The organism is Microbacterium schleiferi, from assembly GCF_038150145.1.
Taxonomy (GTDB): Bacteria; Actinomycetota; Actinomycetes; order Actinomycetales; family Microbacteriaceae; genus Microbacterium; species Microbacterium schleiferi_B.
Map to the genome: position 1 here is coordinate 30,749 of NZ_JBBWSA010000012.1, position 15,128 is coordinate 45,876.

16 protein-coding genes are annotated in these 15,128 nt (G+C 67.5%); 7 read left to right on the plus strand and 9 right to left on the minus strand.

Going from position 1 to position 15,128, the window contains the following annotated elements:
* Nucleotides 1–7: 7 nt before the first annotated feature.
* The 4 genes from AADH62_RS13005 to AADH62_RS13020 all read right to left on the minus strand — a co-directional run bounded on the left by AADH62_RS13005 (nucleotide 8) and on the right by AADH62_RS13020 (nucleotide 5,946).
* On the minus strand, nucleotides 8–625 hold the full coding sequence (locus AADH62_RS13005) for a GyrI-like domain-containing protein (protein ID WP_341579845.1): 618 nt from the start codon (nucleotides 623–625) through the stop codon (nucleotides 8–10).
* Nucleotides 622–2,274 carry an MFS transporter gene (locus tag AADH62_RS13010; RefSeq protein ID WP_341579846.1) on the minus strand — a complete coding sequence of 551 codons (1,653 nt, stop codon included), beginning with the start codon at nucleotides 2,272–2,274 and terminating at the stop codon, nucleotides 622–624. Before AADH62_RS13010 ends, AADH62_RS13005 begins: the two co-directional genes overlap by 4 nt.
* Before the next feature lie 268 nt (nucleotides 2,275–2,542).
* Nucleotides 2,543–3,856 carry a S1C family serine protease gene (locus AADH62_RS13015; protein ID WP_341579847.1) on the minus strand — a complete coding sequence of 438 codons (1,314 nt, stop codon included), beginning with the start codon at nucleotides 3,854–3,856 and terminating at the stop codon, nucleotides 2,543–2,545.
* A 104-nt stretch (nucleotides 3,857–3,960) separates the two neighbouring features.
* A complete protein-coding gene (locus AADH62_RS13020; RefSeq protein ID WP_341579848.1) occupies nucleotides 3,961–5,946 on the minus strand; it encodes an NHL repeat-containing protein in 1,986 nt (661 codons plus the stop codon).
* 234 nt (nucleotides 5,947–6,180) lie between these two features.
* Here AADH62_RS13020 and AADH62_RS13025 point away from each other — a divergent pair, with 234 nt between their 5' ends.
* Both AADH62_RS13025 and AADH62_RS13030 read left to right on the plus strand, forming a co-directional pair.
* On the plus strand, nucleotides 6,181–6,633 hold the full coding sequence (locus tag AADH62_RS13025; protein ID WP_341579849.1) for a hypothetical protein: 453 nt from the start codon (nucleotides 6,181–6,183) through the stop codon (nucleotides 6,631–6,633).
* Between the two features lie 51 nt (nucleotides 6,634–6,684).
* Nucleotides 6,685–7,083 (plus strand): HNH endonuclease, encoded by a 399-nt coding sequence (locus AADH62_RS13030; protein WP_341579850.1) that lies wholly within the window; start codon nucleotides 6,685–6,687, stop codon nucleotides 7,081–7,083.
* Here the strand turns inward: AADH62_RS13030 and AADH62_RS13035 are convergent.
* Complete coding sequence (locus tag AADH62_RS13035) at nucleotides 7,001–7,411, minus strand: TIGR02611 family protein (RefSeq protein WP_341579851.1); 411 nt, start codon at nucleotides 7,409–7,411, stop codon at nucleotides 7,001–7,003. The genes AADH62_RS13030 and AADH62_RS13035 overlap by 83 nt on opposite strands.
* A gap of 103 nt (nucleotides 7,412–7,514) precedes the next feature.
* Here AADH62_RS13035 and AADH62_RS13040 point away from each other — a divergent pair, with 103 nt between their 5' ends.
* From AADH62_RS13040 to AADH62_RS13050, 3 genes are read left to right on the plus strand one after another with little or no spacing between them, the layout of a single operon-like run.
* Nucleotides 7,515–8,210 carry a HEAT repeat domain-containing protein gene (locus AADH62_RS13040; protein ID WP_341579852.1) on the plus strand — a complete coding sequence of 232 codons (696 nt, stop codon included), beginning with the start codon at nucleotides 7,515–7,517 and terminating at the stop codon, nucleotides 8,208–8,210.
* A complete protein-coding gene (locus AADH62_RS13045) occupies nucleotides 8,207–9,223 on the plus strand; it encodes a HEAT repeat domain-containing protein (protein WP_341579853.1) in 1,017 nt (338 codons plus the stop codon). Before AADH62_RS13040 ends, AADH62_RS13045 begins: the two co-directional genes overlap by 4 nt.
* 54 nt (nucleotides 9,224–9,277) lie before the next feature.
* Nucleotides 9,278–9,973: a YoaK family protein gene (locus AADH62_RS13050; protein ID WP_341579854.1), complete on the plus strand. Its 696-nt coding sequence runs from the start codon at nucleotides 9,278–9,280 to the stop codon at nucleotides 9,971–9,973.
* Here the strand turns inward: AADH62_RS13050 and sigJ are convergent.
* Both sigJ and AADH62_RS13060 read right to left on the minus strand, forming a co-directional pair.
* The gene (sigJ, locus tag AADH62_RS13055) at nucleotides 9,930–10,835 is read right to left on the minus strand and encodes an RNA polymerase sigma factor SigJ (RefSeq protein WP_341579855.1); all 906 of its coding nucleotides are present in this window, start codon (nucleotides 10,833–10,835) and stop codon (nucleotides 9,930–9,932) included. The two genes, AADH62_RS13050 and sigJ, sit on opposite strands and share 44 nt — an antisense overlap.
* The gene (locus AADH62_RS13060) at nucleotides 10,828–11,589 is read right to left on the minus strand and encodes an SDR family oxidoreductase (RefSeq protein ID WP_341579856.1); all 762 of its coding nucleotides are present in this window, start codon (nucleotides 11,587–11,589) and stop codon (nucleotides 10,828–10,830) included. Before AADH62_RS13060 ends, sigJ begins: the two co-directional genes overlap by 8 nt.
* 133 nt (nucleotides 11,590–11,722) lie before the next feature.
* Here AADH62_RS13060 and AADH62_RS13065 point away from each other — a divergent pair, with 133 nt between their 5' ends.
* Nucleotides 11,723–12,628 carry a helix-turn-helix domain-containing GNAT family N-acetyltransferase gene (locus AADH62_RS13065; protein ID WP_341579857.1) on the plus strand — a complete coding sequence of 302 codons (906 nt, stop codon included), beginning with the start codon at nucleotides 11,723–11,725 and terminating at the stop codon, nucleotides 12,626–12,628.
* Nucleotides 12,629–12,637: 9 nt separating this feature from the next.
* Here the strand turns inward: AADH62_RS13065 and AADH62_RS13070 are convergent, their stop codons facing one another.
* Together AADH62_RS13070 and AADH62_RS13075 are read right to left on the minus strand one after the other, a co-directional pair.
* Nucleotides 12,638–13,792, minus strand: a complete 1,155-nt coding sequence (locus AADH62_RS13070; RefSeq protein ID WP_341579858.1) for a PQQ-dependent sugar dehydrogenase — start codon at nucleotides 13,790–13,792, stop codon at nucleotides 12,638–12,640.
* Nucleotides 13,789–13,971 (minus strand): hypothetical protein, encoded by a 183-nt coding sequence (locus tag AADH62_RS13075; protein ID WP_341579859.1) that lies wholly within the window; start codon nucleotides 13,969–13,971, stop codon nucleotides 13,789–13,791. The genes AADH62_RS13070 and AADH62_RS13075 overlap by 4 nt, the downstream gene beginning before the upstream one ends.
* 108 nt (nucleotides 13,972–14,079) lie before the next feature.
* Here AADH62_RS13075 and AADH62_RS13080 point away from each other — a divergent pair, with 108 nt between their 5' ends.
* Nucleotides 14,080–15,126 (plus strand): hypothetical protein, encoded by a 1,047-nt coding sequence (locus AADH62_RS13080; protein WP_341579860.1) that lies wholly within the window; start codon nucleotides 14,080–14,082, stop codon nucleotides 15,124–15,126.
* Nucleotides 15,127–15,128 lie beyond the last annotated feature (2 nt).

Sequence of the window (15,128 nt, forward strand, 5' to 3'; positions counted from 1 at the left end):
CGCGTCGTCAGTCGATCGCTCGCACCGGTTGACGAAGAATCGTCTTCAGCTTCTCGGGAGCGACGCGACGCGGATCGCTGAGGTAGATCTCGTGGTGTGGACCGTTGAATGTCAGACCCCGCGCCGGCATCAGCTCGGCGTGCAGGCGATGCAGGGTCGGGGTTTCCGCGTCGTAAGACCCCACGTGAAGGATCTGGAGCGACAGCCCCTCGTCTATCGTGACCGGACTCACCTGGCCGATCGGAAGCTCGGGCTTCTTGCGTGCTGCCGTCTCGAGTCCGGCACGGATGTCGGCATCCGTCACCGCCGGCGGCAACGGGATGAGCATCGTCCAGTCCCACCCATCCTTGCGGCGGTCGACGAAGCTCGACGGGTCGGCACTCGACCACAGCCCCTCGAGCGGCCCGACCACGACGTCGTCCCCCGTGCGACCGCGGAAGGCGAACTTGATGGCATACCCCGACGCGTAGAGGGCACTGACGGCATCCGTGTACGCCGGCGACGTGTTGGGGTCGCCGTGGCCGTGGATCGCGAGGTAGGTCATCGGCGGCACCGTCACGCGCGTGAAGTCATGCCTTCCGGGCGCGTAGAGGTCTTTCCGATCCTTCTTGAGGTCGTACTTCACGCGCTCTGCCCCACGTCCGCGGTCGACCGCGCCGCAGCGCGGCGGACCGCGAGAGCCCCGACGAACCCGAGCAGCAGGAACACCGTGGCCACCAGCAACGACCAGCGGGTGGCATCCGCGAAGCCGTTCGACAGTGCCGTCACCGCCGCCGTGGTCTGGTCGCCGAGCGGGCTGCTCGCTCCCTCGGCGCGCAACTGGCTGATCGTCGTTCCCGCGGACTGCCGTGTGGTGTCGGCGAGTTGGGTTGCTGTCGAGCCGGTGATGCCGGCATCCGCCAGCGCGGCCGGGAGCGTGAGCGCGAGGGCAACCGCCAGCGCCGCTCCCGCGAACGCCGTCCCGAGGGCCGACCCCACCTGCCGCACGGTGCTCTGGGTGGCAGATCCCTGACCTGAAACATCGACCGGCACATCCTGCAACACCGTGCCGGTCAGCTGAGCGGATGCCAGTCCCAGGCCCAGCCCGTAGACCACCAGCGGGATGGCGACGATCCACCCCGAGGTGTCACCGGTTATCAGCAGCGCCAGCACAGCGATACCGGCTACCTCGAGCGCGAGTCCGATCAGCACCGTCCCGGGTGAGCCGAAACGTGCAGCCAGGTGCCGGGCCGATGCACCCGAGAAGAACGCACCGAGTGCCATCGCGGCCAGAACCAGCCCGGCGCCCATGACATCCAGACCGAGCGCGTTGACGAGGTACAGGGGCAGCACGAAGATGATCGCGAACTCCCCCACCGCGACCATGGCTGCCGTCACGTTCCCCCAGGTGAAGGTCGGCAGGCGGAACAGGTTCAGATCCAGGATCGCCGACCGTCGCACCTTCTCGCGGTGGCGCTCCCACAGCACGAACAGCACGAGCGCCACCACAGCGATCGCGAAGGCGATGGGCACCACCGAGACCGGAGCGTCCGCCGGCCACTGCCACCCGAAGATCGAGAACTCGCCTGTCGGCGCCCACCAGCCCAGCTGGGGTCCCTCGATGACGGCGAACACCAGTGCGCCGAAGCCGATGGCGCTCAGGAGTGCACCGTCGACATCCGCTCCCGGTCGACCCTTCGCGCCCTTGGTTTCGGGGACCGTCAGCAGCCCCGCGATGAAGACCGCAGCGCCCAGGGGGATGTTCACGAGGAAGATCCAGTGCCACGACGCCCACTGGGTGAGAGCGCCACCGGCGAGCGGGCCGACGGCAGCGGCCCCCGAGATCACCGCGCCCCACACGCCGAACGCGGCTCCCCGGTACCTACCGCGGAACACGGCGTTCACGGTCGAGAGCGTCGAGGGCATGATCAGAGCCGCACCGATCGCCTGCACCGCGCGTGCCGCGATCAGCGGGCCCGCGGCATCCGCCATCGCGGCCAGGATGCTGCCGCCGACGAAGACGACGAGGCCCACCTGGAACAGGAGCTTGCGTCCCCACCTGTCGGCGAGCTTGCCCGTCGAGAGCAGGAGCGCTGCCAGCAGAACCGCATAGAGGCTGTTGACCCACTGCGCATCGGTGAGATCGAGCCCGATATCGGCGATGATGACCGGAAGCGCGACGCCGACGATCGTGCCATCGAGCACGATCAGGCCGAGGCCCGTCGACAGGACCGCGAGAGCCAGCCATTCGCGGCGGGTGGGTGGTGTCACGCGAAGATCGGTGCTGGTGCTCACGATCCGAGCCTGGCACAGTGCGCGCACCCCGACAACGCGCGCCCGGCGATCGCTGGGCACCTGTTCCGACCTACCGAGATACAGCGGTTTCGGGCCGTGCCGTTCGATCCGGGGACCTGACGGTTACCCCTGGGCACGTCGTTGTGGGTCGAGAAATGTAACACCCGCCGGATGCCCCGCGCAAGGATCCGAGATCGCGACGTCACGACGCGGCGGCACCAGTTAGGGGAGGTAGGAGGTCGCCGCCGCGCCGTGGTCTGAGGACCGTCTACACCGGCCCAGCCATGAGGGTGACCGTTGCGGACTGGGTTGTACCCGACGCGTCGGTCCAGGTGATCGTGACGGAGTCACCGGGGTTGTGGCTCTCGAGAATGCTGCTCAACGAATCTGCACCTGTGACCGCGATTCCATCGATCGCCGTGATCGTGTCGCCTGCAGCCAATCCCGCCTGCTGTGCAGGGGTTGCCTCGTACACTCCCGAGATCGTGACGCCATCCTGATCCGCCGTGGCACTCTCAGACCAGGTCGATCCGCCGGCACCTTGTCGCGTGCGCGCGCCGGGCAGCACCACCTGCGTCGTCGAAGCAGTCTGGGCGATTCCGACGCCCAAGAACGCGGGATACCCGAGAACAACCCCGTCTGACTCATCTCCCGCAACGATCTGGTCCACGATGGCAAGGGCATCATCGATGTCGATCGCGTATCCCACACCGCCGCGGTTCGAGGCCGCCGTTGTCATGCCGATCACTTCTCCTTCGGCATCCAGCACGGCACCTCCCGAGTCTCCGGCCACCACATCGGCAGCGATCTCGATCGTCCCGTCGAGGGTCTCGCTGTCGACGGCGCCCTCCGCCGCGGTCGTCACGCTGGCATCCAGCTCGGTGATCTCACCATCGGCCGCCATCAGGATGCCGCCGCCATCCGCATTTCCAACGGCGGTGACCTCATCTCCGACGGCGTCTGCGTCGTCATCGTCGAGCGTCACCGTCGCAAGGCCCGACGCTCCCTCGAGCTGAAGCAGCGCGACGTCGTCATCGGCATCCGTGCCAACGACTGTCGCGGTGTAATTCTCCCCGGTACTGGCGATCGTGACCGTAATCTTGGTCGACGACTCGACGACATGGTTGTTGGTCAGGACGAGACCGTCGCTGGTGAGCACCATGCCGGTTCCTGCAGCCGCCGAGGAGGAATAGCCGAGGACCGTGTCGATGAGTACCACCCCGGTGGACTCGTCTGCGGTGGCCTCCGTTGCGTCTGCCACCGTCGTCGACGAGCCGTAAGCGTCAGCACTGTACCCGTAGGTCGACGACCCGCTGCCCGAACCGGACCGCGGCGCGACGTCGGAGGTTCCTCCCATCGTTCCGGGATACCCGACGACGGCCTCACTCGATGCCGACGGGTCCCCCGGCGCAGCGCTCGCCGCATACGGGATAGCGAACGCCGCTGTAACCATGACCGTGCAGGCGGTGAGCCCAGCCATCGTGATCTTCGCCGAGCGCCGTCGGTACCAGGGCCTGGCGGCTCCGGCTTCGGTATCGGCGTTGACAGGGTGATCGGCTATCGGTGCTGCACTGTGGTCCATCGTGAATCCTCGCTCTCGAGGACCATCACACCGAACCGGTCCGTGAGTGAGCCTGCAGTCAGTTCAGGATCACCTATGGATCCAGGATCACCGATGGATGCGGGTCACTGCGTGAAGGCGGGAACCTCGACGGGGGCGGCGAGACCGATGAAGGCGACGATCTGGTGTCCACCGGGGTTCGTCTGCAGCGGGACTTCCTCCCAGTTGTTGGCGATCCAGAGGTTCCCCGACGGGTCGGCGATCAGGCCGGTGTTGCGCACGAGTCCGTCGAACGCGTAGCCCGCATCCGGTGAGATCGGGTCCCCCGTCGACAGGTCACCGGGGCACGTCTCGGGAGAGGTTCCGCAGAACGCCGATACCCGCTGGTCGGAGAAGTTCGCGACCCACACGTTGCCGTTTCCGTCGGTTGCGATGCCCCACGGCCGGGTGATCCCGCCACCGGTGAACGGGCCGGAGACCGTCTGCCCGTCGGCGTCGATCAGCGCGATCGACCCCGCCGGTCCCGACGAGATCGGGCGGGTCGGGCACGGGAGGGTCGTGGAACCGGAGTTGGCGACCCACACGTTGCCCTCCGGGTCGGCAGCGACGCCCATCGGCAACACGAACTCGTCGCCCGCGAGCGCAGCACCCCCCACAAGGGTCCCGTCATAGTTGAAGACCGCCACCGAGCTGCTCGCGATACCGCTCACGACAACGTGCGTGCCTGTATCGACCACGCCGAACGCCTGGTCAAGGCCGGCATCCAGCGTCATCGCCTTCTCGGGGTCGCCACCGGGATACACGGTGACGGTGCCGGTCTGGCAGTTCGCGTTCCAGACATCGCCCGCAGCTGTGATGTCCATACCCTGCGGCCACGCGAGCTCACCCGCGGTGAATCCGGTACCCGCCGGCGAGAGCGGCTCCCCCTCGATCGAGAAGAGCGACACGCTGTTGTGTGTCGGCTGCTCGGTGCATCCTTCACCGGCGAAACCGAAGTTGCTCACCCACAGCTGTCCGGACGGGTCGAACGCGATGCCGAATCCCGAACCGCTCAGACCGCCTCCCGTGTACTTTCCGACCATCTCGCCGTTGGGCGCGAATTTCAGCAGCAGATCACTGCCACAGGTCGGGTCCTGCGGGTCAGCGCCGTACTCGTAGTTGTTGTTGACCCAAATGTTGCCGTCGGGGTCGATGGCGAAGTTACCCGGGCCGTCGAGGGTCTGCCCGTCGCCGTCGAAGCGCAGCGCGAGAGTCCAGGCCGCTGGGGCTGCCATCAGGCCCGGCCGGTCGCCGGCCACGGTCAGCGACAGGTCGTACAGCTCAGAGGGTGCAGCGCTCGGGTCCCGGGCGATCTGCGCGAACGCGCGGAACGTGTCAACGGGCCGATCGTCGGACCGCGCGCTCGCGGCATCGACGAGAACCCGGCACGCGTCGGTATCGAGCACGCACGCACTGAGGATGTTGGTGAGCGAGGTGAATGTCGGCAGCGCCTCGGTCTGCGTGCCGTTGGGTGCCGATGTGAGCACGGCGCCATAGTCGCCAGTCTGCGCATCCACGAGATTCGCGTACATCGCGGCGGCATTCGGCAAACCCGGAGAAGAGCCCTCGACCCCCTCCGGCCCGGTGAACTGGGCAAGGGCGTAGCCCGCTGCGACAGTCGTGCGCTCGTTAAGGACGACCGCCGTAGCATCGGAGGGGATGACGGCAGCGAAGGTCGAGGTCATCGTCGTGTCGTTACCGCCAGGGGCGGTCGCGAGCAGGTAGACGAGATCGTCGTCCCGCGAAACAGAACCGAGGTCGACGACGAAGTCCCCCTCACGGTCGGATGACGTGGAACCGATCTGCGCCGCCGGCTCGCCCTCAGTACCGGCTGACCAGACCGACACATCCCACCCGGACACGGGTGCGCCGTCAACGACCGGAACGACCGAACCACTCACCGCGGAGCCCTCAGCGTCACCGTCGGCGGTCGCCCAGCAGCCGGCCAAAGCGAGCACGGAAGCCGTCACGACGGCGACAGCGCCGAAGAGCCGTCTTCCCGGGGTGTTGGTGCTCGTTCTGGCTTCGGACCCCGTCGGGTGGGGCTGGTTCTGGCGCACAACGTTCCGCATCGAGTTCACTCCGTCAGGTGTCTGGGTCCCGTCATCGGGTCGGTCCCACGGGGCAGATTAGCAGCGCCCACCCTTCGGCGTGGGCGGCAGCCGGATCGAGATTCGGTCACGAAATCCCCTGTGCTTTCTGTGTCAACCACCGTGTGCGTGTCCGCGTATCGAGCAGGAATCGAGAAGCGCGCGGCTACACGATCCCCGTATGTTCGATGTCACCGGCACCAGAAAGGAACCACGATGGCCGACAAGCGTGACACCTCATCGGATGGCTTCAGCGACGCCGAACGCGAGGCGATGAAGCAGCGCGCCGCGGAGCTGCGCGAGCAGGGCGCAGGCGGAACGGGCTCGGTAAAGAAGAAGAAGGAGGCGCAGGCGTGCGTCGATGCCATCGCCGCGCTCACGGGAACCGACAAAGCCGTCGCCGAGCTACTCCATCGGATCGTTCAGGATGAGGCTCCCCACCTCGATCCGAAGACCTGGTACGGGTTCCCCTCGTATGCCCGCGATGGCAAGGTCGTCGTGTTCTACCAGCCGGCGTCGAAGTTCGACACCCGCTACGGCAGCATCGGATTCAACGAGGATGCTCTGCTCGATGACGGCGCGATGTGGGCGACGGCCTTCGCCGTTATCGAAGTGACCGACGAGGTGGAAGCCGCCCTGCGCGATCTCGTGCACCGCGCAGCCGGCTGACGCGCGCGTTTCGCCGCGCCGCCGCGGTGCGAGGGCACTACGGTCAATGCCATGGCCGCCCCACGCACCCGCCGTGCCCGTGTTGCACGGCGCCGTGCCCGGCGTGTGGCAGCGTCGGGAAGTGACCTCACCGAAGCCGAATGGGTACTCATCCGCGATGCGTGGGGAAGGTGCGCGTATTGCGGACGCGCGGGTCTTGCCCTCCAGAAGGATTGCGTGCTTCCGATTTCGCGGGGCGGCCGCTACACCATCGAAAACGTGGTTCCGGCCTGCGGCAGCTGCAACGCAAGTAAGTGCAACGCAGAGGTCACGAGCTGGATGCGTCGACGACGGCTCGACGAACCGGCGTTCCTCCTCGCCTGGGCTCTCATTCTGCGCGGGCTTCACGAGCGGCACGAGCCGCCCGACGCTGACGCCACCACTGCCAGAACCGGTCCAGCATCCGCTTGACCCAGCCCGACAGCCTGCGCGCCCAGTGGAACTCGGTGCCGAGCACCGCGAGCCCGAGGAACACGATCAGCCAGCCCGGGCCCGGCAGCGGAACCAGGACGAGTCCGCCGAAGGTCATGATCGTGCCGACGACGGCGACGCCGACCCGGTAGGCGATCTCGATGCGCGGATGCCGCGCTACCCACGCGCGCGCTGCGCGCAGCATCCGTCTGATCGGGCGGTCCTCGCGCTCGGCGTCAGCGATCTCGGCACGGATCTCACGCTCGAGTGAGCCGGATGGCGCTGGGTCGGAGCTGTGGGACGCAGCCTCGGGGCCTGTCGAGGACATGCCCGGACGCTAACACGCGCGGCGACAAAATCGCTGGGAAGCCCGACCTCACGCTTGACCTTGTCACTGTGACAAGCTTTTGACTGGGGTCAGGAGGTGCCCCGTGACCACACAAACCCCAAACGCCGACCGGCTGGACGCACTGCTGCGAGATGCCTCGGCATCGACGCGGCTGCAGGCAGCTCTCACCGCGGGATCTCTCCCCGATCCGAGCTTCATTGAGGTCCTGATCGCACGATGCGGGGTGGAGCCGGACTTCGCGGTGCGTGACACCCTCACCTGGGCGATCACCCGGCACGACAGCGACCAGACGGTACCGCTGCTTGTGACCGAGGCGCGCAGTCTGAATCCGCAAGCACGCAGCCAGGCGCTGCACACCCTGTCGAAGGTGGGAGCCGCTGACGGCTGGAAGGCGATCACTCCGCAGGCCCTCGCGGACCCGGATGACGAGGTAGCGCGGTCGGCATGGCGTGCTGCTGTCGTGCTCGTACCTCCCGGCCTCGAATCCGAGCTCGCCGACGCACTCACCGGTCAGCTCGGCCGAGGCAATGCCGAGATGCAGCGAAGCCTCAGCCGTGCGTTCGTCCGACTGGGCGAGGCGGGATCGAGGGCGCTCGAGCGGATCCTCACACATGAACTCGGCGACGACGCGCTGACGCACGCCCTCGCAACCCAGCGACTGTTCGACGACCCCGACGAGGGATTCGGGGCGGCCGTCTTCGAGGCGAAGCGAATCCTTGCGCTCCGCAACGCACCGGCGGTACCCGACGACGCCGAGGAGGAGGGATCCCCCGGATGAGAATCGGCGAGGTCGCCCGGCTGTCGGGCGTGAGCGCGCGGATGCTGCGGCACTACGACCGCATCGGACTGGTGCAGCCCAGCGAGCGGACCCGCGCGGGTTACCGCGACTACGGCGATGACGATCTGCGCCGCCTGCTTCAGGTCGAGGCGCTGCGCTCACTCGGCCTGGAGCTGCGGCAGGTCGGGAACGCCCTGCAGGACTCCGGAGCAACGCCCACCGACATCCTCGATCGGGTGATCGCCGGCACGGTCGAGACGATCGCGCGAGAGCAGGAACTGCTGAGGCGGCTGCGGCACCTGCGAGAGCAAGAGCCCGAGGACTGGACCGACGTGCTGCACACGGTGGCGCTGCTGCAGCGGCTGGGGTCTGACGACGCCTCGCAGCGGCAGCGTGCCGCGCTCGAGAGTCCCGGACCACCGATGGTCTCGGCACTGACAGATGCGGTGCTCGCCGAGGATGATCCGAACGTCGCGGGAGCCCTGCAGTGGGCGCTGGCGCGCGCTGCGGACCAGGCGACCGTAACGGCGCTGGGCAGCGCTCTCGGCTCGGGCGACGGTGCGGTACGGCAGCGCGCCAGCTCCACGCTCGCAAAGATCGCATCGTCGCCGCGAACGGATGTCGCGCAGGTCTTGCTCGCCGCCCTCACCGACGGTGACCCGGTTGTCCGCGGCGGCGCGGCCCTCATCCTGGGCGGGCGTGGAGCGCCGGAAGCGGCTGATGAACTCATCGCGATGATCGTGCGCGGCGCTGATGACGTCCAGGCAGCGGAGTCGCTCGCGCACATCGCGCGCTCGCACGGCGGGGATATCGAGCACAGGCTGGATGTCGCGCTGACCACGCTCGCCGACGATGACGCTCGACTGCGACTCACTCAGGCTCTCGGTGAGATCGACTCAGAGTCCGCGACCCGGATCCTCCGGCAGCTGGTGGACGATCCCGACCGGCGAGTGCAGTTGACCGCCCGGTACCTCGCGAGCATGCGCGGTGCCGGCACCGACGCCCACCGATAATCTGGGCGCTGACGCCGCGCGATGGCCCGCCGCGGGAAAGGATGCCGCCCAGCCGTGGTCGATTCACTCCCCCGTTCTCGGCTCGCGATCGCCGTTCTGCTCGCCGTCTTGGCCGGCTACATCGACGGCATTGCCTTCATCTACCTCGGCGGCTATTTCGTGTCGTTCATGAGCGGCAACACGACCCAGTCCGGCGTCGAACTCGCCGGGGGCGATCTGGCGGCTGCCGGATTCGGCTTCGCCGTGATCGTCGCGTTCGTCGTCGGGGTCATGGCTGGGACAGCGATCCGATCACCGCGACGCGACCGAGGCTGGATTGTTCTGCTCGGCGTTGCAGTGATGGTAGCCGTGGGTGCGGCTCTGGCATCCGCTCCCCCGGTCGACGCCAACGCGGTGACTGGCACGGCTCTGCTGGCCGTCGCCCCCACCGCGCTCTGCCTCTCGCTCGCGATGGGGGCGGTGAACACCGTCTTCAGCGGCAGCGGCGGGCCGTCATTAGGCATCACCTACATGACGGGCGCCCTCGTGAAGATCGGCGAGGGCATCGTCGGCGCGTTGCGCGGCGGTGAGCGCACCGGGTGGCTGCGCTATCTCGCGCTCTGGCTCGCGATCGCCGCCGGCGCAATCGGCGGCGCGATCGTGTATGCGGTTTTCGGACCGGCAGCGCTCTGGTTCGCCGCACTGTTCGCGGCAGGCGTCGCCGCCGTCAGTTCCAGAGCGAGAGCTTCTCGGGGTTCAACACCAGCCTGACCTCGCGCACACTGCCGTCGCTCACCTCGAGCGTCACGACGCCGATGATCCGCGCGTCGAGCCACATGGCGAAACCCAGCCCGTCGGGTGTCTGCTGCGGGCGTAGCTGCACCTCCGGGCGCTTGCTGGCAACGCCCAGAAGAAAGCGGGCGACGTGGTCAGCGCCGATCACGGGCCTGCGCGCGGCGCTCACGTGACCGCCGCCATCCGAGCGCAACACGACTTCGGGGTCGAGCACGGCGACGAGCGGATCGAGGCGGCCCGACTGGGCGGCTGCCGCGAACGCCCAGACCACCCTGTCGTGTTCCTCGCGTGAGACCCGACGCGCTCCGGCGGTCTGCACTCGACGACGAGCGGATGCCGCGAGCTGGCGACAGGCGGCATCCGTTCGCCCGACCACCTCAGCGACCTCGCGGAACGGCATCGCGAAGACCTCGTGCAGCACGAACACGACCCGCTCTGCCGGTGTCATCGACTCCAGCACCGTGAGGAGCGCGCTGGAGACCGATTCGTCCAGGCTCACGCGGTCAAGCGGGTCTCGCGCGTCAGCGGTCGCGGATCCACGGGGATCTGTAAATGCCGTCACGGGCACCGGCTCGGGCAGCCACTCGCCGACGTAGTTCTCGCGCCGTGCCCGGGCGCTCCCGAGCATGTCCAGGCAGATTCTGCTCGCCGCCCGAGTCAACCAGGCGCGCGGCGAAGCGATCGACGCCCGCTCCTGGTCGGTGAGGCGATACCAGCGCACGTATGTTTCTTGCACGGCATCCTCGGCCTCGCCGACCGTGCCGAGCATCCGAAATGCCAGCGATACGAGGTGCCGACGTTCGGCGATCGCCTCGTCGTCGAGCGTCTCATCAGACATCAGTTCTCCCCGGTCCACCGTACTGATCAAGCCAATCAGCGAACGTCTGCGACCCGAGGCGCGAGCCGGTCCCCGGCAGCAATCCGCCGTTCGCCATCGCCGTACCCAACCCGCCGGGAAGACGCACCTCGACCACCCGCGCCCCCGAACCGATCTGGCGCAGGTACTGGCGGGCGAGGTCAGCCATCCGCTCCTCGCGCGGGCCCGCGAGGTCGGGCGCGTCGCCGTGGGCTCCGCCCTCGACGATCTGCAGCAGGGCAGCAGCGACCTCGGCAGCCGCCACCGGTTGCGACAGCATCCGCGGCACCAGGTGTGCGCCGAGGACCTTCGCCTGGGAGAGCACCTGAACGGCGAACTCATGAAACTGCGTAGCCCGCAGAATCGACCAATGCCCGGCGGATGCCGCGACCCGTTGCTCCTGCAGGAGCTTGCCCGCGTAGTACCCGTGGGGCGCCTGCGCCGCACCGACGATGGACAGCGCGACATGGTGAACATCGGCGCCGCGAGCAGCCGCCAGCAGATTTTCGGTCACCGTTCCGAAGAACTCCCGGGATGCCGTCGCCGACAGGGTCTGAATCGAGGCGACGTCGATGACGGCATCCGCTCCATCGATCGCGGCTCGCGCGCCCTCTCCTGTCACCAGATCGACACCGGTCGAGCGCGACAGGATGACGACGTCGTGACCGGCTCTCGTCGCGTGCTCGACGATGTGGTGTCCCACCGTTCCGGTTCCGCCTGCGACGGCAATGCGCATGATCTCTCCTCGTCCGCGCGGTCACGACCAGGACGCACGCTCTCATCATTCAGGACGACGTGGCTCACGAGAATGTGAGGTAGCTGCTCGCTCAGCCCTCGACTCGGAAGATTGTCTGACTATAGTCAGAGATATGAACGCACGTTCCCCCGACCCGGTTCGCGCCCGCGCGGAGCTTCGTGCCTTCAACAGAACCGTCACCGAGCGGATCGGCATCCTCGAAGATCATTACCTCGACCGTGGCCGGTCGCTGGCTCTGAACCGGCTGCTCTGGGAGATCGGTACGCACGGCGCGGAGGTGCGAGAACTCCGAGCGCGGCTCGGACTTGATTCGGGATACCTCAGCCGCATGCTCCGAGCCCTCGAGCAGGAGGGCCTCATCGTGACCGGCGCATCCGGCGACGACAGCCGCGTGCGGCGAGCAGAGGTCACGGATGCCGGCCGCGCCGAGATCGGCATCCTGGATCGCCTGTCGGATGATCTGGCCGACGCGATCCTCGAGCCGCTCACGCCGAAACAACGAGAGCAGCTCCTTGCTGCCGCAGCGACAACGCGCCGGCTCCTGACCGCTTCAGCCATCGAGGTCTCCCCCGTCGATCCCGACGAACCCGCAGCCCGGCACGCGATCGCGCAGTACTACGCCGTTCTGGCAGAGCGGTTCGACATGGGATTCGACCCCGCCACCGCCCGACCTGCGCCCGCCGATGCCCTGCGTCCCCCCGCCGGGCGCTTCCTCGTCGCGACACTCAAGGGCACCGTCGTCGGGTGCGTCGGCGTCAAACTTCACGCCGATGGCGTCGGCGAGATCAAACGCCTCTGGGTCAGCACCGAGGCCCGGGGCATGGGCCTGGGCAGGCGCCTGCTCACCGCGATCGAGGATGAGGCGCGGGATGCCGGGTCCACCGTCGTGCGCCTCGACACCAACCGCGCGCTCACCGAGGCCATCCAGCTGTATCGCTCTGCCGAATACCTCGAGATCCCCGCATTCAACGACGAGCCGTACGCGCATCACTGGTTCGAGAAGCGCCTCACCGACTAGGGGCTCGACCTACGGCCCGGCCACGACGAGCGGAACCGACAGCAGCCGGTCGTCGTCGCCAGATGGCGCCCCCCGCCCGTCGGTGTTATTGGTGAGCAACAGCAGTTCGTCGCCGTCGACGGCGGAATCACGGATGCGGCCGAACTCGCCGATCCACAGCGGCTGCGGATCGCCGATCAGCCCCTCGGGGCCGACATCGAGCATCCATACCCGCTCGCCGCGCAGCGCCGCGACGAACAGCGTGTTCCCGACGGCTGCCATTCCGCTGGGGCTCGCCTGATCGGTCGACCACGTGACGATCGGATCCACGAAGGCCGGATCACCCGCCGCTCCCTCATGGATCGGCCAGCCATAGTTTCCGCCCGGGATGATGCGGTTGATCTCATCCACCTGGTCTTGACCAAACTCGGTGGCCCAGAGGGTGCCATCGTCGGTCCACGCCAGACCCTGAACGTTGCGGTGGCCGAGAGAGTAGACGGCAGTACCGAACGGGTTGCCCGGCGCAGGTGAGCCCTCAGCATCGATCCGCAGGATCTTCCCCGACAGCGAACCCAGGTCCTGCGAGGCATCGCGGTTTCCGGCATCCCCCGTCGCGACATACAGATATCCGTCAGGACCGAACGCGATACGTCCGCCGTTGTGCGTGTTCGCCTTCGGGATGCCGTCGAAAATGACCTGCTCGCCGCCGAGGCTGCGTTCACCCGCAGCCCCCAGAAGCGGCATCCGGATAACGCGATTGCCGTCCCAGCTCGTGAGATACGCGTACAACCAGCTCTCGGCATCCTGCTCCAGCACCGCAAGGCCGAGCAGACCGCCCTCGCCGGTAGCGCTGACACCCGAAACGCCGCCGATCGTGCGCACCGCACCGCCGGCGTCGATCTCCACGATCTCGCCGCCGCGCATACTCACGATGCGGGTTCCGTCTGGGAACGGTACGACCGACCAGGGCACCCGCAGGTTTGCCGCAGCGGCAGTCGGTGCGCCGGCCGTTCTCCACGTCGCTGCCATCGACGACGCGCTGGGGGTGGGTGTTGCCGCGGGCGTCGTCGCCTCGACGCTTGGTGTTTGCAGGCGTTCGGATGCCGATTCGACGCACGCGGTCAAGGTCAACGCCGCAGCGATGAGCGCTGCGGCGGCCGTGCCCCGAACCGCGCGCACGTTCATTCAGACGAGGATCGCGAGAAGACTGAGCGCAGCAGGAAGAACACGAAGAGGGCGACGACCGCCACGACCGCAAGCTTCACGATGAGCAGCGCAACACCCCAGAGCAGTTCCACGAGAATCCATGCGATCACGATCGCCGCGATGACTCCGAGGATCGTCCAGAGACTTCCTTTGTTCATACCTCCAGCCTACGGATGAGCAGACCGCCATGGGCCGCCCCCGGATGCCGCCCGACCGCCCGCGTGACCGTGTGACCGCTACGCTCGGGAGCGAACGGGGGAGCAAACATGTCGAACGACACACCGACCGGGCCCGACGAGTCGCCCACATCTCCCGCGAGCTATCCTCCCCCTGCCGCAGCCCCACCCGCACCTGCTTACGCGCCACCCCCGGGTTACACGCCTGCTCCCGCGCCGCCCGACGCTCGACCACAAACGCTGGCAATCGTCGCAATGGTGCTCGCAGGCGTCGGGCTCGTCATGGCCTTCATCCCGTTCGTGAACTGGTTCGCCGGACCCGTTCTGCTGGCGGCGTTCATCGTGAGCCTCGTCGCCCTGATCGGAAAGAAGTACGGCGGCAAGGGCCTGAGCATCGCAGCGCTCGTGACCTCGGTCGTCGGCTGGATCGTCGCCTTCGTGATGATCGTGATCTCGTTCTTCTGGATCGGGGGCATGGCGGCTCTGCTCGAGCCGGATCAGGGTCCGGTGGCTGAAGCAACCGCGGTACCACCCCAGGACGACGACCCAGCTGATGACACCGTCGTCGCCGAAGACATCGTCGTGCTCGAAACCGCGATCGGACGCTACGAGTCCGACCCGGGGTCGTGGTGGTACGTCGCCGTGATCGACAATCCCAACGAGGACTACATCTTCGACTACGCCAGCATCGATGTCGAAGCTATCGCCGACGACGGCACGATCATCGATGTCGCGAACGAGTACCGCGTCATCCTCTCCGGCCAAACCGCCCTGGTCGGCGACTTCATCGACGTGGGCGACGCCGAGATCGCAGACCTCAACGTCGTGCCTCCGGGGGCAGCGGATGCCCTGTATTCACCGTTTGCAGAGACCGGACAACTCACCCTCGGCGCTCTGACGTCGGCATCCGATGAGGTGTCAACCACTGTCACAGGTACTATCAGCGGCGACTTTGCCGAAGATCTCGAGCTCGTGCAGGTGACCGTCGTCGCCCGCGACCCATCAGGACAGATCATCGGCGGCGCCTGGACATACGTGGACGAGCTGCCCGCTACGGGCGCTGACGTTCCGTTCGAGGCGATCTTCTGGGATCCTCTTCCCGAGGGCACCGTCTTCGAGTCCTACGCGTCGCTCTAGCG